This is a genomic window from Streptomyces afghaniensis, assembly GCF_044327915.1.
GTDB classification, from domain to species: domain Bacteria; phylum Actinomycetota; class Actinomycetes; order Streptomycetales; family Streptomycetaceae; genus Streptomyces; species Streptomyces afghaniensis.
Genome location: NZ_JBIRGJ010000003.1, coordinates 62,410 through 82,796, shown reverse-complemented (window position 1 = coordinate 82,796; position 20,387 = coordinate 62,410). Strand labels below are relative to the sequence as shown.

The following is a 20,387-nucleotide window of genomic DNA, read 5'->3' as shown; positions in this document are numbered from 1 at the left end:
TGGGGAGGCTGGCGAACGTGAGCGCGGGAGAGCCGGGATCGGTGGTGCGGCGCATGCTGCTCGGATCACAACTCAGGCGACTGCGTGAGGCTCGGGGCATCACGCGCGAGGCGGCGGGCTACTCGATCCGCGCCTCCGAGTCGAAGATCAGCCGGATGGAGCTGGGCCGGGTGAGCTTCAAGACCCGGGACGTCGAGGACCTGCTCACGCTGTACGGCATCACGGACGAGCAGGAGCGCGCCTCCCTGCTGTCCCTGGCGAAGGAGGCCAACGTCGCGGGCTGGTGGCACAGTTACTCGGACGTGCTGCCGAGCTGGTTCCCCACCTACGTCGGTCTGGAAGGCGCCGCCTCGCTGATCCGGGCCTACGAGGTGCAGTTCGTGCACGGCCTGCTCCAGACGGAGGCGTACGCGCACGCGGTGGTCCGGCGGGGCATGCAGGGCGCGAGCGAGGCCGATGTCGAGCGGCGCGTGGCGCTGCGCCTGGAGCGGCAGAAGTACCTCGTCGACGAGCGGGCGCCCGACTTCCACATCATCCTGGACGAGGCCGCCCTGCGCCGCCCCTACGGCGACCGTGAGGTCATGCGCGGCCAGCTCCAGCACCTCATCGAGATCTCCGAGCGGCCCAACGTACGCCTCCAGGTCATGCCGTTCAGCCTCGGCGGCCACTCCGGTGAAAGTGGCGCGTTCACGATCCTCAGCTTCCCGGAGTCCGACCTCTCGGACGTCGTCTACCTGGAGCAGCTCACCAGCGCGCTGTACCTGGACAAGCCCGAGGACGTCGCCCAGTACGAGAAGGCGCTCAAGGAGCTGCAGAGCGACAGCCCGGGCCCTTCGGAGAGCCGGGATCTTCTGCGGGGCCTCCTCCAGCTCTCCTGAAGTACTCCTCCAACTGTCCTGAAACACAAGTACGATGACGTGTGATCAGATCGTGAAGGCGCGATCAGAGGTCTGCCAGGGATCGAGGGATCACACATGTCGTCGTCCTACTTCACCGACCTTGCACAGCAGTACATCGACGGTGAGTGGCGCCCGGGTACCGGCTCCTGGGACATCATCGACTTCAACCCGTACGACGACGAGAAGCTGGCGTCGATCACGATAGCCACGGTCGACGAGGTCGATCAGGCGTACCGGGCGGCGGCCCGCGCCCAGAAGCAGTGGGCCGCGACCAACCCCTACGCCCGGCGTGCCGTCTTCGAGAAGGCCCTGAGGCTCATAGAGGAGCGCGAGGCCGAGATATCCGAGGCGATCATCGCCGAGCTCGGCGGGACGCGCCTGAAGGCCGCCTTCGAACTGCACCTCGCCAAGGAGTTCCTGCGCGAGGCGGTGCAGCTGGCGCTGCGTCCCGAGGGCCGGATCCTGCCCTCGCCGGTGGACGGCAAGGAGAACCGCGTCTACCGCGTGCCGGTCGGTGTCGTGGGCGTGATCAGCCCCTTCAACTTCCCGTTCCTGCTGTCGATCAAGTCCGTCGCCCCGGCGCTCGCGCTCGGCAACGCCGTGGTGCTCAAGCCGCACCAGAACACGCCGGTCGTCGGCGGCTCCCTGGTCGCGAAGATCTTCGAGGACGCGGGGCTGCCCGGCGGTCTGCTGAACGTCCTCATCACCGACATCGCGGAGATCGGCGACGCCTTCCTGGAGCACCCGGTTCCCAAGGTCATCTCCTTCACCGGCTCCGACCAGGTCGGCCGACACGTGGCGACCGTCTGCGCACGGCAGTTCAAGCGCTCGGTCCTCGAACTGGGCGGCAACAGCGCGCTGGTGGTCCTCGACGACGCCGACATCGACTACGCGGTCGACGCGGCCGTCTTCAGCCGCTACGTCCATCAGGGCCAGGTCTGCATGGCCGCCAACCGCGTCCTGGTCGACCGGTCCGTCGCCGACGAGTTCACCGAGAAGTTCGTCGCCAAGGTGAAGACCCTCAAGGCGGGCGACCCGCGCGACCCGGAGACCGTCATCGGCCCGGTCATCAACTCCTCGCAGGCGGACGCCGTCGCGGGCGTGGTCGAGCAGGCCCTCGCCGAGGGCGCCACGGCCCTGGTGCGCGGCGGGCGGACCGACAACCTCGTCGAACCGTCCGTGCTGACCGGCCTGCCCGCCGACTCGGCCCTGCTGCGCCAGGAGGTCTTCGGACCGGTCGCCTTCCTCGTCCCGTTCGACGGCGAGGAGGAGGCCGTACGCCTCGTCAACGACACCCCCTACGGCCTGAGCGGTGCCGTGCACACCGGGGACATCGAGCGGGGCGTCGCCTTCGCCAAGCAGATCGACACGGGCATGTTCCACGTGAACGACGGCACCGTCCACGACGAGCCGATCGTCCCGTTCGGCGGCGAGAAGCACTCGGGCATCGGCCGGCTCAACGGCGACACGATGCTGGACTCCTTCACCACGACCAAGTGGATCTCGGTGCAGCACGGCCGGAGCCGGTTCCCCTTCTGATCCTTTCGGTGTGCCGGGCCCTTGCGGACAGAACCTGACCGCAAGGGCCCGTAGCTTCGTCGGTGTCGGGGGAGAGGCCCCCGGATCCGGCGAAAGGCGGCGGTCATGGTCACTCACGTTCCCGCGGAGGCACACGGCGACGAGCGCGGAGCGCTGCTGGCCTTCATCGAGGAGCAGCGCGGTGGCATCCGGCGGGCGGTGCTGGGGCTGACCGACGAACAGGCGAGCTCCCGTCCCAGCGCCAGTGAGCTGTCCCTCGCCGGGCTGGTCAAGCACGTCGCCGAGGTCGAGCAGATGTGGATCTCCCTGGCCAAGGGCGAGCCGCCGGCCGTCGTGCGGGACCAGGGCAACTGGCACGAGTGCTTCCGGCTGGTCGAGGGTGAGACCGTCGAGTCGCAGCTGGCGTACTGGGAGAAGGTCGCCGCGGAGACGGAGGCGTACATCCGCTCGGTGCCGAGCCTCGACGACACCTTCGCGCTGCCGGCTCAGCCGTGGTTCCCGCCGGACGGCCGGGTCTCCCACCGCTGGCTGTGCCTGCACCTCATCCGCGAGACGGCCCGGCACGCCGGCCACGCCGACATCGTCCGCGAGTCCCTGGACGGCAGGACCGCCTTCGAGCTGGTGGCCGAGGAGCAGCAGGTGGCGGCCGGGTCATAACCTTGGCCGCATGTCAGCGATCCGTCTCCTCGTGCTCGGCGCGGTCCGTATGCACGGGCGGGCCCACGGCTACCAGGTGCGCAACGACCTGGAGTACTGGGGCGCGCACGAGTGGTCCAACGCCAAGCCCGGCTCGATCTACCACGCCCTGAAGCAGATGGCGAAGCAGGGACTGCTGCACGCGCACGAGATCGCCCCGTCCACGGCCGGCGGCCCGCCGCGCACCGAGTACGAGATCACGGGGCAGGGCACCGAGGAGTACTTCCGGCTGCTGCGCGAGGCGCTGGTCACGTACGACCAGCGGGGGGACGTGAAGACGGCCGCCGTCGGCTTCGTCGTCGACCTGCCGAGGGCGGAGGCGGTCGCGCTGCTCAAGGAGCGCACCCTGCGCATCGAGCAGTGGCGGGCCTCCGTTCTGGAGCACTACGTGCCCGAGGAGGGGCCCGGACAGCTGGGCCACATCGGCGAGATCATGAACATGTGGGTCCACACGGCCGACTCCGAGGCCGAGTGGACCCGCGGTCTCATCGAGCGCATCGAGGGCGGCGCCTACACCTTCGCCGACGAGGGCGACCCGTTCGTCGGGATCCTGGCCGAGGGCGAGGAGAACCCGTACGCCACGGGGGAGCCGCACCCCGGGGATGCTCTCTAATCAAATTTGACGAATGGCTCGGGCGGAGTTACGTTCGAGCCTGTAGTCAAGTTTGACTAGCGAGGGAGTCCCTGTGGCCGACACGGCGATCACCGTCGAAGGCGCGGAGAAGAGATACGGCGACAAGAAGGCTCTGGCCGGGCTCGACCTGCGGGTCGCGCGCGGCACGGTGCACGGCGTGCTCGGCCCCAACGGGGCGGGCAAGACCACCCTGGTGAGGATCCTGTCCACGCTGCTGCGCCCCGACGCGGGCCGGATCGAGGTGGCCGGGCACGACGTGGTGCGCGAGGCGTACGCCGTACGGCTGCGCATCGGCCTGCTCGGCCAGCACGCCGCGCTCGACGAGGAGCTCGGCGGGCGGCAGAACCTGGAGCTGTTCGGCCGGCTGCACCACCTGGGCGCGCGGCGGGCACGCGCGCGTGCCGGCGAACTCCTGGAGCGCTTCGGCCTGGCCGACACCGGCCGCAAGGCGGTCCGGCAGTACAGCGGCGGCATGCGGCGCCGCCTGGACCTCGCGGCCTCCCTGATCACCGAACCGGAGGTGCTGTTCCTGGACGAGCCGACCACCGGCCTCGACCCGCGCGGTCGCGCCGAGGTGTGGGACTCCGTCCGCTCCCTGGTCGGCGGCGGCACGACGGTCCTGCTCACCACGCAGTACCTGGAGGAGGCCGACCAGCTCGCCGACTGCATCTCGGTCGTCGACGCCGGCCGGGTCATCGCCGAGGGCACGGCGGACGAGCTGAAGGCCGAGACCGGCGGCGACCGCATCGACGTGGTCCTGCGGGACGCCGGCCAACTGGGGGCCGCAGTCGCCCTGTTGCCTCTCGCCGGGGTCAGCGTCGACACCGACCGCCGCCTGCTGAGCGCCCCGGTGACCGACCGTATGGAGGCGCTCTCCGGGGTCGTACGGGCCCTTCAGGAGGCCGGGATCGAGGCGGAGGACGTCGCGCTGCGCCGCCCGACGCTGGACGAGGTGTTCCTGCACCTCACCGGAGACGACCGCCGAGTGAAGGAGGCCGCGTGACCGCCCACGCCCTGACCGACTCCTGGACGATGACCCGCCGGGAACTCGCCCGCTGGGGACGGCAGCCGGTCCAGCTGGTCGTCAACCTCGTCTTCCCGGTGATGCTGCTGCTCATGTTCGGCTACCTGGTCGGCGGCGGCCGGGGCGTGGGCGGCGAGTACCGCGACTATCTGATCCCCGGCATGCTCGCGCTCACCATGGCCTTCGGCCTGGAGGGCACGATGATCGCCGTCACGCAGGACCTCGACAAGGGCGTCATCGACCGCTTCCGCTCCATGCCCATGACCAATGGAGCGGTACTGGTGGGCCGTTCGGCCGCCGACATGCTCCAGTCGGCGCTGGCCCTGATCGTGCTCATGGGCGTGGGCGCCGCCCTCGGCTGGCGGACCCACGGCACTCCGGCGGCCTTCCTGGGAGCCGTGGGCCTGCTGCTGCTGTTCCGGTTCGCCATGCTGTGGATCGGCATCCACCTGGCGCTGGTGGCCGGGAAGCCGGAGATGGTCCAGGCCGTGCAGATCCTGGTCTGGCCGGTCGGCTTCCTGTCCAACGCCCTGGCCCTGCCCGACACCATGCCCGGCTGGCTCGGCACGGTCGTCGAGTGGAACCCGATGTCCCACACGGCCACGGCCGTACGGGACCTGTTCGGCAGCCCCGGCGCGGAGTCCGGGCACGTATGGGCGGCGATCGTCTGGCCCCTGGCCCTGCTGGCGGTGTTCTTCCCGCTGGCGGTACGGAGGTTCGGGCGGCTGAGCCGCTAGTGGTGGAAGCTGGTGGCCGCGTCCTTGTCCCGGCTGAAGGGGCGCTGCTGCCGGCGCAGCTCCGGCAGCAGGCGTTCCAGGTCCTGCGTGAGAAGCTCGGCGAGGTCGGCCGAGAAGCCGTTGCGGCACACCACCCGCAGCACGGACAGGTCCTCGCGGTTGGCCGGGAAGGTGTACGCGGGCACCAGCCAGCCGCTCTCGCGCAGCCGCCGCGAGACGTCGAAGACGTCGTACGCCGTGACGTCCGGCGCGGTCGTGAAGGCGAACACCGGCAGCTGGTCGCCCCGGGTCAGCAGCCGGAAGTCGCCCAGCGCCTCGATCCGCCCGGCCATGCCCGTGGCCACGTCCCGCGCGGCCTGCTGCACGGCCCGGTAGCCGTCCCGGCCCAGCCGCAGGAACGTGTAGTACTGGGCCACGACCTGCGCGCCGGGCCGGGAGAAGTTGAGCGCGAACGTCGGCATGTCGCCGCCCAGGTAGTTCACCCGGAACACCAGTTCCTCCGGCAGCGCCTCCGCGTCCCGCCACAGCGCCCAGCCGACGCCCGGGTACACGAGGCCGTACTTGTGGCCCGAGGTGTTGATCGACGCCACCCTCGGCAGCCGGAAGTCCCAGACCAGGTCCTCGTCGAGGAACGGCGCGACCATGGCGCCGGACGCCCCGTCGACGTGCACGGGGATGTCGAGCCCGGTCCGCTCCTGCACCGCGTCCAGCGCCGCGCAGAGCTCGGCGACCGGCTCGTAGGACCCGTCGAAGGTCGAGCCCAGGATCCCGACGACCCCGATGGTGTTCTCGTCGCACAGCTCGGCCGCGGCCTGCGGATCCAGGTGGAAGCGCTCGCCCTCCATGGGGACCAGCCGGGCCTCGACCTCCCAGAAGTTGCAGAACTTCTCCCAGCAGACCTGCACGTTCACGCCCATCACCAGATTCGGCCGCGCCCCCGGGTACCGGTCGGCGTTGCGCCGGGCCCACCTCCGCTTCAGCGCCATCCCGGCGAGCATGCACGCCTCGCTCGACCCGGTCGTCGAACAGCCCACGGCCGCCGCCGGATCGGGCGCGTGCCACAGATCGGCGAGCATCGCCACGCACCGCCGCTCCAGTTCGGCCGTGCGCGGGTACTCGTCCTTGTCGATCATGTTCTTGTCCCGGCACTCCGCCATCAGCACCCCGGCCTCCGGCTCCATCCAGGTGGTGACGAAGGTGGCGAGGTTCAGCCGCGCGTTGCCGTCGAGCATCAGTTCGTCGCGCACCAGCTGGTGGGCGGTCACCGGCGCCATGGGCTGGTCCGGGAGCCGGTGCGTCGGCGGGGCCTCGGCCATGTCGCCGAGCGGGTTGGCCGGGCCGTAGAAGGGGTTGACGGACAGGCGGCGTTCGCCGGACCGGCGGGGGCCTTCGTTCAGTGGCATGAGGGGCTCCAGAAGGGTTGGCGGGGGAGGCGTGGGGTCATCGGACCGGCGTCCCGTCCGGCCGGAGCTGCATCTGGGGCCGGCCCGTCACCAGCAGCCAGGCCGGCAGCGAGGCGACGCAGAGCAGGACGAGGATCCCCGGCGAGTCGATCAGCACCGCGGCGACGAACAGGCTGATCCAGCCCTGCCGGGTGATCGCCAGCAGCATCCCGAGCACACCGGCGGACACCCCCACCGACGGATGCACTCCGGACACCAGGGCGTGCGCGCACAGACCGAGGGCGGTGCCGGCGAACACCACCGGGAAGATGCGCCCGCCGCGGAAACCGCAGGACGCGGCGACGAGCAGCGCGGCCAGCTTCACCACCGTCATGACGGCGAACTCCCCGGCCGACCAGCCGTCCGGGTCGTGCGCCAGCTCGGCGACCTCGTCGAGCCCCTTGAACAGCGTCAGATGGCCGCCCAGGGCCGCGAGAGCGCCCAGCACGGCCCCGCCCGCCGGGAGCATCAGCATCGGGTGCCGCAGCCGGCGGAAGACCCCGTGGACGTACGGGAGCGCACGCACGGCGCACATGCCGAGCAGCGCGCCCGCCGCGGCGACCACGACGGCCGCCAGCAGGTCCGCCCAGCCCGGCCGGCCGACGGACGGCAGGTCCAGGTCGAAGCTCGGGCGGTCGATGAGCGTGGCCGTCAGGGCACCGGCCACGGCGGCGGTCAGCGGCGCGAAGAGGTTGTCCCAGAGCAGGCCGCGCGTCTCCTGCCGGGCCAGTACCTCGGAGATGACGAGGGCGGCCCCCACGGGCGTGCCGAACAGGGCGCCGAGTGTCGCCGCCTCCGCCAGCGCCGGCCAGATCCGGCCCGGGGCCCGGGGGATGGCCTTTGCACCCAGCCAGACCGCCAGGCCGACGTTCACGGCGATGATCGGGTTCTCCGGGCCGAGGCTCGGCCCGCCGGCCAGCATCAGCGCCGCCGCCAGCAGCAGCCCGGGCAGCACGACGGGCGGCAGGACCGGCGCGTCCAGCCCCACGGTCGCCGGATCCGGTCCGGCGTGCCCCGGCACCTTCCACACCACAAGGCCGACGGCGACACCGGTCGCGACGAGCACCACGAACATCCACGCCACGGAGTACCGGCCGACGCCCAGTGCGTCCGGCACGGTCTCCCACAGCACGCCCTGAAGCCCCTCGGCGGCGACCTCCACCCCCACCAGGAGCAGGCTGGACATCACGCCGACGGCCACCGCGGGCAGGATCGACGGCAGCAGCACGCGCGCGGGGGTCGACGGAGTGACGGAGGGCGCCTGCTGCTCGGTGTCCTGGACCACGGGCACACGATAAGGGGCTTAAACGGAACAAAACGGAAACACGCCCCCGCCGGGGACTCACTCCCGGGCCAGGACCACCGCCGTGCCGTAGGCGCACACCTCGGTGCCCACGTCCGCCGCCTCCGTCACGTCGAAGCGGAACGCGAGCACACCGTTGGCTCCACGTGCGCGTGCCTGTTCGACGAGTCGCTCCATGGCCTGGTTGCGAGTCTGCACGAGCGTCTTGGTGAGCCCGCGCAGCTCGCCGCCGACCATCGACTTCAGTCCGGCGCCGATCTGGCTCCCCAGGTGCCGGGAGCGCACGGTCAGTCCGAAGACCTCGCCGAGCACCTCCTGCACGCGGTGGCCGGGTACGTCGTTCGTGGTGACGACGAGGACGTCGGGTTGAGGGCCCTGTCCGCCGCCGTATTCATCGATGCCCATGGTTCACAGCTTTGACCGGGACCGCTCACGGTGCATCCTGAGTACGCCCATGGAACCTGGGCCATGACGGCTGCGTTGATACTTTGAAGCAGTCAGCCCCCAGCCCGTACCCCCAGCAGCAGGAGCCACATCCCCGTGACCACGCTTGCGCTCGGCCCCGAGTGGCTCAGCCCGGACTACCTGATCTCGACGTTCAGCCTGCCGGGCATCCTGCTCATCGTCTTCGCGGAGTCCGGTCTCTTCGCGTTCCTGCCCGGCGACTCCCTGCTGTTCACAGCGGGCCTCTTCGTCGCCGAGGGCACGTACATCAGCCAGCCGCTGTGGCTGGTCTGCACGCTGATCGTGCTCGCCGCCGTCATCGGCGACCAAGTGGGCTACATGATCGGCAAGTTCCTGGGCCCGAAGCTCTTCAACCGTCCCAACTCCAAGCTCTTCAAGCAGGAGAACCTGGACAAGGCCCACGAGTTCATGGAGAAGTACGGCCCCAAGGCGATCGTCCTGGCCCGCTTCGTCCCGATCGTGCGCACCTTCGCCCCCATCGTCGCCGGCGCCGGCCGCATGAAGTACCGCACGTTCCTCACGTACAACGTCGTCGGCGGCATCGCCTGGGGCACCGGCGTCACCCTCGCGGGTTACTGGCTGGGCCAGATCGACTTCATCAAGAAGAACGTCGAGTCGATCCTCATCCTGATCGTCCTGCTCTCGGTCGTCCCGATCATCATCGAGTACCTCCGCGACCGCTCCAAGAAGAAGCGCGCCGCGGCCGATGCCCCTGCGGCCCAGCCGCATCCCCCCGTCATGGACGACGCGACGACCCAGCTCCGCCGCATCACCCCGGACGGCCAGCCCCACCAGCAGCCGCAGCAGCCCCCGTACGGCAGCCCGAACGGTTACAACGACCAGCAGTACTACGGCCAGTACCCCCAGGCCCCCGGCTATGGCCAGCAGCAGCCGTACGGCACGCAGCAGGGCGGGGGCCAGCAGCCCTACAACGGGGGTTACTGACAGACGACCCGCGGCCGCTGACGGACCGGAAAGCCCCGAGCCCCTGGGCAACGGGCGCTAGAAACCCCTGGTCCGCTTGGCGGCCCGCCGCTTCTCGGCGGAACCGATCCGCAGGAACATCCGCGAGATCTCGGACCCCAGATTCACCCCGATGGCGATCGCCATGGCCAGGGCCACCGCCTTGGACAGCGACACCAGGCCCGCGTCCACCTTGTTCTGCGCGATCGCGAGCAGCCCGAAGTACGTCGCGGAACCCGGCAGCAACGGCCCGATCGCCGCGGTCGTGTACGGCAGAGCCGAAGCGAACTGGTACCGGGACAGCAACTGCCCGAACAACCCCACCAGCCCCGCGGCCGCAGCCGTGGACGCCACCGGCGAGATGTCCCCGGCATAGTGCATCGCCCCGAACACGATCCAGGCGACACCACCGTTCAGCGTCACCCACACCACGGTGGATCGTTCCTGCTGAAGCAGCACCGCGAACGCCAGCGACAACAGCATCGACGCACCGATCAGCAGCGCCGGCTCGTCGGAGACCCCGAGCGCCGCGTCCGGATTCAGCCGGGCCCCCAGCTGCACGCCGAAGTACAGCACCATCAGCACACCCGCGACGATGCCCACGAAGAAGTACAGGACCTCCAGCAGACGCGCGGCCGCGGTGATGTAAAAGCCGGTCAGCCCGTCCTGCACCCCCGCCACCAGCGCCCGACCGGGCAGCAGCGCGAACAGCCCACCGGTGATGACCGCGGAGGCCTTCACGTCCACGTGGCCGAGGGTCAGCGCGACCCCGATCGCGGCCGGCGGCGTCGCGGCCACCGTGAACTGGTAGAACTCCGGCAGCCCGCGTCCCGCGCACAGCCACGCCAGCCGGTCGCCGAGCATCGCGCCCAGCGCGGCGGCGACGAACACGATCAGATCACCGCCGACGAGCACGGAGGCCGCACCCGCCAGCAGCCCGCTCGCGCCGGTCAGCGCCCAGCCGGGGTAGGGGTGCCGGTTACGGCGGATCTCGGCGAGCCGCCGGTAGGCCTCCTCCAGGGAGACCGCCGTCTCGTCGTCGCTGAGGTCGTCCACCAGTTGGTACACGGCCGCCAGCCGCGTGTAGTCGGTGCCCCGGCGGCGCACGGTCCGCGACGCCGTGACCGGGTCGTCGACGAGCGACGGCTGGTAGGAGATCGCCAGCAGCGTGAAGGTGACGTTGGGCTCGCAGCGGTCCAGGCCGTACGACCGGCAGACGGCGAACATGGCCGCCTCCACGTCCTCGGCGCCCTCACCGCCCGCCAGCAGCAACTCGCCGATACGCAGCGTCAGGTCGAGCACGCGCGGCACAGCGGGCCCCGAGTCGTCGCCACCGCGCTGACTCGGCTCCGGCGCCGGCCGCTCCGCCACCGGCATGCGCAGCATGGTGCGCATCCGGTCCTGCCAGGGCACGTCCTTGGTCAGGCTGACCACGGGGATCCCGGTCGGCGGGGTGAACGCCGACGGTGCGTGCTTCGAGCTGTAGGTGCTCGGCGGCGTGAACGCCGACCCCTCCGGATCCGCCGCCGGCGCATGCGAGACGTCCAGCCCTTCCGGCAGGGCGAACTCGGACGTCACCTCGGACTCCGTACCGGTCACCTTGGGCACGGCAAGGCCCTCGGGGATCGCGAACTCCGACGTCGTCGACATGTCCCCGTCGACGGCGGCCCCGGCCGGAGGCAGGAACGCGCTCCTCGCCTCGTCCGACTTCGGCTTGCGGTCCTCCGCGTCCGTCACTGCCTGGCGCTCCCTGTACGACACGTAAGCCTCAGTACCCCCAGCCTCAGTATGCGCACATACAGGCGAACGGGCCGCACGCGCAGGCGTACGGCCCGTGAGCATCAGAAGGGTCAGTGACCGCCCTGGTCCTTGAAGCGCTTGTACGACCGCTCGATCTCGGCCTCGGCCTCGGTGCGGCCCACCCAGTCGGCGCCCTCGACCGACTTCCCGGGCTCCAGGTCCTTGTAGACCTCGAAGAAGTGCTGGATCTCCAGGCGGTCGAACTCCGAGACGTGGTGGATGTCCCGCAGGTGCTCCACACGCGGGTCCGTGGCCGGCACGCACAGCAGCTTGTCGTCGCCACCGGCCTCGTCCGTCATCCGGAACATGCCGATCGCCCGGCACTTGATGAGGCAGCCCGGGAACGTCGGCTCGTCCAGGATGACCAGCGCGTCCAGCGGGTCGCCGTCCTCGCCGAGGGTGTTCTCGACGAAGCCGTAGTCGGTCGGGTAGGCGGTCGAGGTGAAGAGTCGCCGGTCCAGGCGGATACGACCGGTCTCGTGGTCCACCTCGTACTTGTTGCGCGAACCCTTCGGAATCTCGATCGTGACGTCGAACTCCACCGGTGGCTCCTCCATGATCAACACATAGTTCTGGTGGTTAAGTGTCCCTCACGCAGGTGTGTGATCGCGAAAGGGGCTGGTGGTCGTGCCGGAGCTGCGTCCTTGGCGGGCCGCGAGGCCGCACGCGGTGCGGATCGCGCAGGCCCTACGACCGCGCCTGGCCAGGGCCGCCGCGACCGCGAAACCACGGATCGCGCGGCTCGCCCGAGCCGGAAAACCGCAGGTCGCGCGGGTCACACGGCCGAAGACCTGGCACTACACCGCGGGCGCCGCCACCGCCGGCCTGGCACTGGCCGCCGGTGTGGTGACCGCCGCCGGCCCCTGGGACTCCTCGGGTCAGCGTACGGCCGAGCGGGACCGTGCCGTGGCCCTGGGCCGCGCGGGTGGCACAGATCACGGCCGCGTCCCCGGCGCGCCCGCGCAGCCCCGGCCCGCCCCCAGCGCCGGGCCCGTGCTGACCGGCCTCGGCGGCGTCAGCACCGTGAAGTCCGCCCCGGACGGCAAGGCCCTCGCGAAGACCCTCACGCCCCTGCTGAAGGACCCGGCGCTCGGCGCCCGGCCGGCAGCGGCTGTCGTGGACGTCACGACCGGCAGGCGCCTGTACGGCACGGACCCGGACGCCCCGCTCACCCCGGCCTCGACGACGAAGATCGCCACGGCCGTCGCCGCGCTGTCCGCGATGGGCGCCGACCACCGCCTCACCACCCGTGCCGCGCTGGAACCCGACACGCAGGAAGTCGTCCTGGTCGGCGGCGGCGACCCCACCCTCACGGCCCGCGAGGCCTCCGACGGCTCGGCCGGTCTGCGCCTCCTGGCCGACCAGACGGCCGCCGCCCTGGCCCAGCGCGGCATCCGTGACGTGACGCTCTCCTACGACACGACCCGCTACGCGGGCACCCAGAAGCACCCGATCGGGGTCAACCCCAATCTCGCCCTCGTCAGCCCTCTGATGGTGGACGAGGGCCGCACGGACGACTCGACCAGCGGCCCGGTCGCCCGCGTGACCGACCCGGCCGGGGACGCGGCCCGCCGCTTCGGGGACCTGCTGAGGTCCCGCGGCATCAAGGCCACGTCCCCCGGGCTGTCGAAGGCCACGTCCCGCGCGAAGACCCTGGCCACGGTGGACTCGCCCCCGCTTTCGGCCCTCGTCGAACGGATGCTGACCAACAGCGACAACGACATCGCCGAGGCCCTCGCCCGCCAGACGGCGATCGCCACCGGCCACCGGGCCGACTTCGCCGGCGCCGACCAGGCGATCAACGCGCAGCTCCGCAAGCTCGGCCTGCCCCTCAAGGGGGCGGCCTTCAAGGACGGCAGCGGCCTGAACCGCGCCGACCGCCTGACGGCCGGCCTCCTCACGGCCCTCCTGGCCAAGGCGGCCGACCCCGCCCACCCCGAACTCCGCCCGGCCCTCACCGGCCTCCCCGTGGCCGGCTTCACCGGCACCCTGACCACCCGCTACACGGACGGCGCAGCCGGCGTCGTCCGCGCCAAGACAGGCACCCTGACCGGCGTGAACACCCTCGCGGGCACGGTCGTCGACCAGGACGGCCGCCTGCTGGCTTTCGCCTTCATGGCCAACAACACGACCGACCCGGCAGCGGCCCAGACGGCCCTGGACAGGGCGGCGACGACACTGGCGTCCTGCGGCTGCCGGTAACGACCGCCTGGCCGTGGGGAGCCGTTCCGCCCAGCCGTGGGCAGTCGTTCCGCTGGGGCGGAACGGGTGGGCACGGCCGACAACGCCGAGTACCCGGCAAACGGACCCCAGCCCTTGCCGACTCAGCACGCCGGCTGCAACACCGCCACCCAAATCGCACCCCGAGTTCCACCACCCCCTCGCCGCCCTGCCCCAGCGGCCAGCGCTCACGTACGGTTGACGCATGACGAGCATCGGTGGTGCTTCAACCGGCATGGTCGACTGGAACCTCGCGGTCGCGACCGCGACCCGGCTCGTGCGGCCGGGCCCCGACGTCAGCCGCGACGAGGCCCGGGCCGTCGTCGCGGAGCTGCGCCGGCATGCCAAGGCATCGGAGGGACACGTCCGGGGCTTCACTCGTCTGGGCACGGAGGAGGGCCACGACACCCCCGTCCTGGTCGTCGACCGCCCGGGCTGGATCCGGGCGAACGTCGCCGGCTTCCGGGAACTGCTGAAGCCCCTGCTCGACAAGATGCAGGACCGGCGCGGCAACACCCCCGGCGGCGCGGTCATGAGCGCCGTCGGCGGCAAGGTCACCGGCGTGGAGCTCGGCATGCTCCTGTCCTTCCTGGCCTCCCGCGTCCTCGGCCAGTACGAGACCTTCGCCCCGGCCACGCGCCAGCTCCCGGCCGGGGAGAACGGCGGCGGCCGGCTCCTGCTCGTCGCCCCGAACATCGTGCACGTGGAGCGGGAACTCGACGTCGACCCGCACGACTTCAGGCTCTGGGTGTGCCTGCACGAGGAGACGCACCGCACGCAGTTCACGGCCGTGCCCTGGCTGCGCGACCACCTGGAGGGCGAGATCCAGTCCTTCCTGGCCGAGACCGACGTCGACCCCATGACCGTCCTGGAACGCGTACGGGAGGCCGCCCAGAGCCTCGCCGGGGGCCGCCCCGAGGCCGAGGAGGACGACGGCGGCCGCTCCCTCGTCGAGATCGTGCAGACGCCCGCCCAGCGCGAGATCCTCGGTCGCCTCACGGCCGTGATGTCCCTGCTGGAGGGCCACGCCGACTTCGTGATGGACGGCGTCGGACCGGACGTCGTGCCGACCGTCGGGGAGATCCGCGAGAAGTTCCAGCAGCGCCGCGCCAAGGGCGCCTCCCGCCTGGACCTGGCCCTGCGCAAGCTGCTCGGCCTGGACGCCAAGCTCCGCCAGTACCGGGACGGCGAACGCTTCGTACGGGCCGTCGTCGACGAGGTCGGCATGGACGGCTTCAACCGCGTGTGGACCTCGCCCAACACCCTCCCCACCAAGACGGAGATCGCCAAACCGGCGGACTGGATCGCGCGGATGCACCGCAGGGCCGAGTAGTGAACTACGGCGGGAAGTCGTGAAAGGAAACGGGCCGACGGCAGGCGAACGCCCCTCCAATCACCCGTCCGAGGGACCGTGAGCGAGGGGTAGGCGTGCAATGCTCGGGGAACGGCCCGGTTCTGTCACCATCTACACACTCTGCGTGACCGACACTCGGGTTCACCCCCCGAAAACTTCATGAAGGGAACCGGACATGGGTCCCCATCCTGCGGTCGCGGCGATACGCCTGGCGGTCCGCCGCGTCCTCCACGACCTGCTCACCGAACACCGCACCGCCGCCGCACTCCCGCACGCCCCCTCGCACGAGCCGCCGCCCCCGCCGCTCGTGCTCGTGGCATGCTCCGGCGGCGCCGACTCCATGGCCCTCGCCTCCGCCCTCGCCTTCGAGTCCCCCAAACTCGGCATCAGAGCCGGCGGCGTGACCGTCGACCACGGCCTGCAGCCCGGCTCCGACGTACGGGCTGCGGAAGTCGTCCAGCGCCTGCGCGAACTCGGCCTCGACCCCGTCGACTCCGTCGCCGTGACCGTCGGCCGCGAGGGCGGCCCCGAAGCCGCCGCCCGTGACGCCCGCTACGCCGCACTCGACACCGCCGCCGAACGCCACGGCGCCGCCGCGGTCCTGCTCGGCCACACCCGGGACGACCAGGCCGAAACCGTACTGCTGGGCCTCGCCCGGGGCTCCGGCATCCGCTCCCTCTCCGGCATGGCCGCGGTCTCGGGGGCCGGCGGCCGTTACCGGCGGCCCTTCCTGGAACTCGACCGGCAGACCGCCCGCAAGGCCTGCATGGTCCAGTCCCTGCCCGTCTGGGACGACCCCCACAACGCCGACCCGGCCTACACCCGCTCCCGGCTGCGCCACGAGGGCCTGCCCGCACTGGAGAAGGCCCTCGGCAAGGGCGTCGTCGAGGCCCTGGCCCGTACGGCCCAGCTCTCCCGCGACGACGCCGACGCCCTCGACTCCTGGGCCACCCAGGCCGAGGCCACCGTCCGCGACGCCGCCGGGCAACTGGAGTGCGCGAAGCTCTACGCCCTGCCGCCCGCCGTACGCCGCCGAGTGCTGCGCCGGGCCGCCATCGCAGCCGGTGCCCCGGCCGGTTCGCTGTTCGCCCGGCACCTCGAGGAAGTCGACCGGTTGATCACCGGCTGGCGCGGTCAGGGAGCCATCAACCTCCCCGGCAAGGTCATGGCCCGGCGGCAGGGTGGCAGACTGGTGATTCGGCAAGGCTGAATCACGTCCCCCTCCGAGCAGTCGGTGGAGGGGCCGCTCAGTCAGGGACGACCGAAAGTGATGCGGGTGGACGCGAAAGACATGGGTGCCGACCTTCAGCAGGTACTCATCACCAAGGAAGAGATCGACGCCAAGCTGGCCGAGCTGGCCGCGAAGATCGACGCGGAGTACGCGGGCAAGGACCTGCTGATCGTCGGCGTCCTCAAGGGCGCGGTGATGGTCATGGCCGATCTCGCCCGGGCGCTGTCCACCCCCCTCACCATGGACTGGATGGCCGTATCCTCGTACGGGGCGGGCACCCAGTCCTCCGGTGTGGTGCGGATCCTCAAGGACCTCGACACCGACATCAAGGGCAAGCACGTCCTCATCGTCGAGGACATCATCGACTCCGGCCTGACCCTGTCCTGGCTGATCTCCAACCTCGGCTCGCGCGAGCCCGCCTCCCTCAAGGTGTGCACGCTGCTGCGCAAGCCCGAGGCCGCGAAGGTCGCCATCGACGTGGAATGGGTCGGGTTCGACATCCCCAACGAATTCGTCGTCGGATACGGGCTCGACTACGCGGAGAAGTACCGCAACCTCCCGTTCGTCGGTACGCTCGCGCCCCACGTGTACGGCGGCTGAAACTCCGGCCGGGGTGCCGTGACGGTGATCGGGAACCCCGGCGGGCTTCCCGCCGTTGGAGCATGCGTAGACGGATCGCCAGTCGTCCCGCGCGGCTTCAGGTGACAATGCTGGGGTACCGTCCGAAGAACAGCCTTTATCAAACTCACTATGGCAGGAGGGACGGGGCGGCACCGCTCCGTATGGATGGACGTGAAGCGATACTTCCGTGGGCCGGTCATGTGGATCGTGCTGGCCGTCCTTGCCGTGGTCGTGTTGATGCAGGTCGTCGGCTCGTCCGGCGGCTACAAGACGGTGGACACCGGCCAGGTCGTCCAGGCGATCAATGACAACAGGGTCGAGTCGGCCAAACTGACCACCGGCGACGAGCAGACCATCAAGGCGTCGCTCAAGGACGGCGTAAAGATCGAGGGCAGCTCGAAGATCCAGGCGAGCTATATCGGCGACCAGGGCGTGACGATTGCCAACACGCTCCAGGCGAAGTTCCAGGACAAGCAGATCCCGGACGGCTACACGGTCTCGCCGTCCAAGCAGAACCCGTTCGTCGGGATCCTGCTCTCGCTGCTCCCCTTCGTCCTCATCGTCGTCGTCTTCCTGTTCCTGATGAATCAGATGCAGGGCGGCGGCTCCCGGGTCATGAACTTCGGGAAGTCCAAGGCCAAGCTCATCACCAAGGACACCCCGAAGACGACGTTCTCGGACGTCGCCGGCTCGGACGAGGCCGTCGAGGAGCTCCACGAGATCAAGGAGTTCCTCCAGGAGCCGGCCAAGTTCCAGGCCGTCGGCGCCAAGATCCCCAAGGGCGTGCTGCTGTACGGCCCGCCCGGTACCGGCAAGACGCTGCTCGCGCGTGCCGTCGCGGGCGAGGCCGGGGTGCCGTTCTACTCGATCTCCGGTTCCGACTTCGTCGAGATGTTCGTCGGTGTCGGTGCCTCCCGGGTCCGTGACCTGTTCGAGCAGGCCAAGGCGAACGCCCCGGCGATCGTCTTCGTCGACGAGATCGACGCGGTCGGCCGCCACCGCGGCGCCGGCCTCGGCGGTGGTCACGACGAGCGCGAGCAGACGCTGAACCAGCTGCTCGTCGAGATGGACGGCTTCGACGTCAAGGGCGGCGTGATCCTCATCGCCGCGACGAACCGGCCCGACATCCTCGACCCGGCGCTGCTGCGCCCCGGCCGTTTCGACCGGCAGATCGCCGTCGACCGCCCGGACATGCAGGGCCGTCTGGAGATCCTGAAGGTTCACCAGAAGGGCAAGCCGGTCGCTCCGGACGTCGACCTGTCGGCCGTCGCCCGCCGTACGCCCGGTATGACGGGTGCCGATCTGGCCAACGTGCTGAACGAGGCCGCCCTGCTGACGGCCCGCAGCGACCAGAAGCTGATCGACAACCACATGCTGGACGAGGCGATCGACCGTGTGGTCGCGGGCCCGCAGAAGCGGACCCGGATCATGTCGGACAAGGAGAAGAAGATCACCGCGTACCACGAGGGCGGACACGCCCTGGTCGCGGCGGCCTCGCCGAACTCCGATCCCGTCCACAAGATCACGATCCTGTCGAGAGGCCGCGCCCTCGGCTACACGATGGTGCTGCCGGACGAGGACAAGTACTCGACCACGCGCAACGAGATGCTGGACCAGCTGGCTTACATGCTGGGCGGCCGCGCGGCCGAGGAGCTCGTCTTCCACGACCCGACGACGGGTGCCGCCAACGACATCGAGAAGGCCACGGGCCTGGCCCGGGCGATGGTCACGCAGTACGGCATGACCGAGCGTCTCGGCGCGATCAAGTTCGGCGGCGACAACACCGAGCCCTTCCTCGGACGTGAGATGTCTCACCAGCGCGACTACTCGGAAGAGGTCGCCGCGCTGGTCGACGAAGAGGTCAAGAAGCTCATCGAGACCGCGCACAACGAGGCCTGGGAGATCCTGGTCGAGAACCGCGACGTCCTCGACAACCTCGTGCTGCAGCTGCTGGAGAAGGAGACGCTGGGCAAGGAGGAGATCGCCGAGATCTTCGCCCCCATCGTCAAGCGCCCGCCGCGGCCCGCCTGGACCGGCTCCTCCCGCCGTACGCCGTCCACCCGCCCGCCGGTCCTCTCCCCCAAGGAGCTGGCCCTGACGAACGGGGCGAACGGCGCGACGCCGGCCATCACCACCGCGAAGAGCACCGCGGCGGAGCCCGCCCCGGCGCCCGAGCGAGCCCCGGAGGACCGCCCCGAGAGCTGATCACCGCTCTCCCGGTGGCCCACCGGGCCCGGAATGGATGCCGCGCCCCCCAGGTTTTAGCCTGGGGGGCGCGGCTTTCCGCCATTTGTGCGGGCCGCCCCGTGATGGACACAGGAACGAGGCACCAGATGACCGACCCCGTGATGCTGGACGGCGAGGGCCAGATCGGCGAGTTCGACGAGAAGCGGGCCGAGAACGCCGTACGGGAGCTGCTGATCGCGGTCGGCGAGGACCCTGACCGCGAGGGGCTCCGGGAGACTCCGGCGCGGGTGGCGCGGGCGTACAGGGAGATATTCGCGGGGCTGTGGCAGAAGCCCGAGGACGTGCTGACGACGACGTTCGACATCGGTCACGACGAGATGGTCCTCGTGAAGGACATCGAGGTGTACTCGACCTGTGAACACCATCTGGTGCCGTTCCGGGGCGTCGCCCACGTCGGGTACATCCCAGCCCACAGCGGAAAGATCACCGGGCTGTCCAAGCTGGCCCGGCTCGTGGACGTCTACGCCCGGCGTCCGCAGGTGCAGGAACGACTCACCACGCAGATCGCGGACTCGCTGATGGAGATCCTGGAACCGCGTGGCGTCATCGTGGTCGTGGAGTGCGAGCACATGTGCATGTCGATGCGCGGGATACGCAAGCCCGGCGCCAAGACGCTGACGTCGGCCGTGCGGGGGCAGCTGCGGGACGCGGCGACGCGGAACGAGGCCATGAGCCTCATCATGGCGCGCTGACGCCTCACGTCACACGGTCGGGGCCGCCCCCGTGCCCTCGTGTTCGTCGTCGTCCGGGAGCTTGCAGACGCGCTCCAGGAAGATGGCTGCCGCTATGACGCCGATGCCCGCGAGGACGGAGAAGCCGGCGTAGATGGCCTGGTCGCGGCGGGCGGGGATGTCGAGGGACTCCAGCAGGAAGACGCCGGTGCCGCCGTACATGCCGGAGACCAGGGCGGCGACCAGGGCGCTGGCCTGGCCGAAGACGACCGCGCGGGCCGCCATCATGGGGTCGACGCCCTTGGCGTCGGGCTGACGCTCGCGCTGGGCCTTCAGCCGGGCGCGCAGCGAGAGCGCCGTGGCCAGCAGGACCACGGCGATGAGGGCCAGGACGATGGGGGCGGCCAGGGGGACGCTCGGCAGGGTCCCGACCGAGTTCCACAGGCGGGCGCCCGCCCAGGACAGCACCCCTGCCACGACGAAGACGCCGGCCAGCACCCTGATGCGCAGCTCTTTCACAGTGTCCCTTCGGTTCCCCCGG

Annotated in this window: 19 protein-coding genes; 13 read left to right on the top strand and 6 right to left on the bottom strand. The window is 70.6% G+C overall.

The window, feature by feature from the left end; translation table 11 throughout:
• Positions 1–53 precede the first annotated feature (53 nt).
• From ACH4G3_RS10955 to ACH4G3_RS10930, 6 genes are all read left to right on the top strand, one after another.
• The gene (locus ACH4G3_RS10955) at positions 54–878 is read left to right on the top strand and encodes a helix-turn-helix domain-containing protein (protein WP_051185528.1); all 825 of its coding nucleotides are present in this window, start codon (positions 54–56) and stop codon (positions 876–878) included.
• Between the two features lie 96 nt (positions 879–974).
• Complete coding sequence (locus ACH4G3_RS10950; RefSeq protein ID WP_397624172.1) at positions 975–2,438, top strand: aldehyde dehydrogenase family protein; 1,464 nt, start codon at positions 975–977, stop codon at positions 2,436–2,438.
• Positions 2,439–2,543: 105 nt separating this feature from the next.
• Entirely contained in the window at positions 2,544–3,095 is a 552-nt protein-coding gene (locus tag ACH4G3_RS10945; protein WP_397624171.1) for a DinB family protein, read from the top strand.
• A gap of 10 nt (positions 3,096–3,105) precedes the next feature.
• Positions 3,106–3,747 (top strand): PadR family transcriptional regulator, encoded by a 642-nt coding sequence (locus ACH4G3_RS10940; protein ID WP_397624170.1) that lies wholly within the window; start codon positions 3,106–3,108, stop codon positions 3,745–3,747.
• 73 nt (positions 3,748–3,820) lie between these two features.
• A complete protein-coding gene (locus ACH4G3_RS10935) occupies positions 3,821–4,771 on the top strand; it encodes an ATP-binding cassette domain-containing protein (RefSeq protein WP_397624169.1) in 951 nt (316 codons plus the stop codon).
• Positions 4,768–5,529 (top strand): ABC transporter permease, encoded by a 762-nt coding sequence (locus ACH4G3_RS10930; RefSeq protein WP_397624168.1) that lies wholly within the window; start codon positions 4,768–4,770, stop codon positions 5,527–5,529. The genes ACH4G3_RS10935 and ACH4G3_RS10930 overlap by 4 nt, the downstream gene beginning before the upstream one ends.
• Here ACH4G3_RS10930 and ACH4G3_RS10925 read toward each other — a convergent pair.
• From ACH4G3_RS10925 to ACH4G3_RS10915, 3 genes are read right to left on the bottom strand one after another with little or no spacing between them, the layout of a single operon-like run.
• On the bottom strand, positions 5,526–6,932 hold the full coding sequence (locus tag ACH4G3_RS10925) for a glutamate decarboxylase (protein WP_397624167.1): 1,407 nt from the start codon (positions 6,930–6,932) through the stop codon (positions 5,526–5,528). The genes ACH4G3_RS10930 and ACH4G3_RS10925 overlap by 4 nt on opposite strands.
• A gap of 37 nt (positions 6,933–6,969) precedes the next feature.
• Positions 6,970–8,256: an ion channel protein gene (locus ACH4G3_RS10920; protein ID WP_397624166.1), complete on the bottom strand. Its 1,287-nt coding sequence runs from the start codon at positions 8,254–8,256 to the stop codon at positions 6,970–6,972.
• 57 nt (positions 8,257–8,313) lie between these two features.
• The gene (locus ACH4G3_RS10915; protein ID WP_306965027.1) at positions 8,314–8,679 is read right to left on the bottom strand and encodes a YbjQ family protein; all 366 of its coding nucleotides are present in this window, start codon (positions 8,677–8,679) and stop codon (positions 8,314–8,316) included.
• 135 nt (positions 8,680–8,814) lie between these two features.
• Here ACH4G3_RS10915 and ACH4G3_RS10910 point away from each other — a divergent pair, with 135 nt between their 5' ends.
• On the top strand, positions 8,815–9,684 hold the full coding sequence (locus ACH4G3_RS10910) for a DedA family protein (protein WP_397624165.1): 870 nt from the start codon (positions 8,815–8,817) through the stop codon (positions 9,682–9,684).
• Between the two features lie 57 nt (positions 9,685–9,741).
• On the opposite strand, the gene ACH4G3_RS10905 is transcribed toward ACH4G3_RS10910, so the two are convergent.
• Together ACH4G3_RS10905 and ACH4G3_RS10900 are read right to left on the bottom strand one after the other, a co-directional pair.
• Entirely contained in the window at positions 9,742–11,439 is a 1,698-nt protein-coding gene (locus ACH4G3_RS10905; protein ID WP_397624164.1) for a threonine/serine exporter family protein, read from the bottom strand.
• A gap of 113 nt (positions 11,440–11,552) precedes the next feature.
• On the bottom strand, positions 11,553–12,044 hold the full coding sequence (locus ACH4G3_RS10900; RefSeq protein ID WP_031487466.1) for an inorganic diphosphatase: 492 nt from the start codon (positions 12,042–12,044) through the stop codon (positions 11,553–11,555).
• 79 nt (positions 12,045–12,123) lie between these two features.
• Between ACH4G3_RS10900 and dacB the strand changes: the two genes are divergently transcribed.
• From dacB to folE, 6 genes are all read left to right on the top strand, one after another.
• Positions 12,124–13,704, top strand: coding sequence for a D-alanyl-D-alanine carboxypeptidase/D-alanyl-D-alanine endopeptidase (dacB, locus tag ACH4G3_RS10895; protein ID WP_397624163.1), 1,581 nt, complete (start codon positions 12,124–12,126; stop codon positions 13,702–13,704).
• Between the two features lie 223 nt (positions 13,705–13,927).
• Entirely contained in the window at positions 13,928–15,055 is a 1,128-nt protein-coding gene (locus tag ACH4G3_RS10890; protein ID WP_397624162.1) for a zinc-dependent metalloprotease, read from the top strand.
• 196 nt (positions 15,056–15,251) lie between these two features.
• Entirely contained in the window at positions 15,252–16,286 is a 1,035-nt protein-coding gene (tilS, locus tag ACH4G3_RS10885; RefSeq protein WP_397624161.1) for a tRNA lysidine(34) synthetase TilS, read from the top strand.
• Positions 16,287–16,346: 60 nt separating this feature from the next.
• Positions 16,347–16,907 carry a hypoxanthine phosphoribosyltransferase gene (gene hpt, locus ACH4G3_RS10880; protein ID WP_020270244.1) on the top strand — a complete coding sequence of 187 codons (561 nt, stop codon included), beginning with the start codon at positions 16,347–16,349 and terminating at the stop codon, positions 16,905–16,907.
• A 186-nt stretch (positions 16,908–17,093) separates the two neighbouring features.
• Entirely contained in the window at positions 17,094–19,133 is a 2,040-nt protein-coding gene (gene ftsH / locus ACH4G3_RS10875; protein WP_397624160.1) for an ATP-dependent zinc metalloprotease FtsH, read from the top strand.
• A gap of 128 nt (positions 19,134–19,261) precedes the next feature.
• On the top strand, positions 19,262–19,867 hold the full coding sequence (gene folE, locus ACH4G3_RS10870; RefSeq protein ID WP_020270242.1) for a GTP cyclohydrolase I FolE: 606 nt from the start codon (positions 19,262–19,264) through the stop codon (positions 19,865–19,867).
• 9 nt (positions 19,868–19,876) lie between these two features.
• Here the strand turns inward: folE and ACH4G3_RS10865 are convergent, their stop codons facing one another.
• Positions 19,877–20,365, bottom strand: a complete 489-nt coding sequence (locus ACH4G3_RS10865) for a DUF3180 domain-containing protein (RefSeq protein ID WP_397624159.1) — start codon at positions 20,363–20,365, stop codon at positions 19,877–19,879.
• Positions 20,366–20,387: the final 22 nt, after the last annotated feature.